The following is a 1547-nucleotide window of genomic DNA, read 5'->3' as shown; positions in this document are numbered from 1 at the left end:
CCGGACGTCCGCCGGGGTCGGCCCCGAGCGGTGGCGCGCGGGGCTAGCCCCAGCAGTGGCGCAGGCCCCAGTCCGACTTCTGCGAATCCAGACCGGATACGGGGGTGTCCGTGATGAGGGAGACTCCGGTGTTGGTGAAGCCATGTCCGGAAGAGGCGGAGCCCTTGCCGCCGTCCTTGGCGTGCGCGGCCACGGCGGCGAGGCCCTCGGCCGCCATCTTCACGGGGAACTGCATCGAGGTCGCGCCGATGACGCCGCCGGCCACGTTCTTGACGCCGGGACAGCCGCCGTCGACGGAGACGATGGTGATGTCCTTCTGCTTACCGGCCGCCTTGATGGCCTGATAGGCACCCGCGGCGGTGGGCTCGTTGATGGTGTAGACGAGGTTGATGGAGCCGTTCTTCTGGAGCAGCTTCTCCATGGCGTCGCGCCCGCCCTCCTCGTTGGCGCCGGTCACCTCGTGGCCGACGATCCGGGAGTCGCGCTCGTCGCCGATCCGGTTCGGGTTCCGGACATCGACGCCGAAGCCCTCCAGAAAGCCCTGGTCCCGCAAGACATCGACCTTGACCTGCTCGGAGCTGAGGTCCAGCAGGGCGACTCTCGGCCGCTTGCCATCCATCCGCGCCTTGGCCCACTTGCCGATCATGCGGCCGGCCAGCCGGTTGTCGGTGGCGAACGTGGCGTCCACCGCGGATGCCGGTTCCGTCGGCGAGTCCAGGGCGACGACCATGACACCGGCCTTCCGCGCCCGGTCGATGGCGGGGATGATCGCGCCGGAGTCGGCCGGGGTGATCAGAATGCCCTTGGCACCCGCGGCCACCAGGTTCTCGATGGCCTTGACCTGTGAGTCGTTGTCGGCCTGGCCCTTGCCGGCGAAGGTCCTCAGGTCCACGCCGAGCTGGCGGGCCTTCTTCTGGGCGCCCTCGCGCATCTTCACATAGAAGGGATTGTCGTTGGTCTTGGTGACGAGGCCGACGATGGGCTTGTCGTCACCGTGACCGCTGATGCCGCTCCCGCATGAGGTGAGCAGCAAGGTGAGACCGATTCCCGCGGACAAGGCCGCGAGCGCTCTGTGGCGCGGCATGACGCGATCTGCCATGAGATTGCCTTTTCTCGACGTGCGGGGGGTGGCTGGGGGAGAGTGCGCCGCCCGCCGGGTGCCGGTTCGCGGCAGCGGGGACTGTCGGTGCCGACGCGTTCATCGGTCGGCTCGGCCCTGATCGGGCTGGGGATGGCCGGTGGGACGTGCTCAGCGGCTCGATCCACAACGTCGCAGAGCTTTCGAGCACCGTCAATGCATCTCGAAGAAATTTCCACGACACACGCTCGACATGAACCGCACCCAAAGGATTTCGTAGAAATTTCTTCTAATGATCTTGACTATGACAGAAATCACTACCACGCTGAGAGGTGGCCCCCTCCCGACGGAGTCGGCCACAACCCCCTTCCGGACCGCACACCCCCCGGAAAGGAGTACGGATATGACAGTGAACCCAGCGGGTGTGGTCGCCACCGCGCCCCCCTCACCACCCGACGGCCCGCCGCCG

General features: G+C 67.2%; 2 protein-coding genes. Both read right to left on the bottom strand.

Translation table 11 applies throughout. The features are described from left to right. Window positions 1–43: 43 nt before the first annotated feature. The gene (locus GWI24_RS44230) at window positions 44–1099 is read right to left on the bottom strand and encodes a substrate-binding domain-containing protein (RefSeq protein WP_247617738.1); all 1056 of its coding nucleotides are present in this window, start codon (window positions 1097–1099) and stop codon (window positions 44–46) included. Between the two features lie 192 nt (window positions 1100–1291). Further along, on the bottom strand, window positions 1292–1547 hold a 256-nt coding region (locus GWI24_RS44225; RefSeq protein ID WP_210951641.1), incomplete at its 5' end, for a hypothetical protein.

The sequence above is a fragment of the Streptomyces sp. MK37H genome, from assembly GCF_018035285.1.
Lineage (GTDB): Bacteria > Actinomycetota > Actinomycetes > Streptomycetales > Streptomycetaceae > Streptomyces > Streptomyces endocoffeicus.
This window is presented reverse-complemented; position numbering and strand designations above follow the sequence as displayed.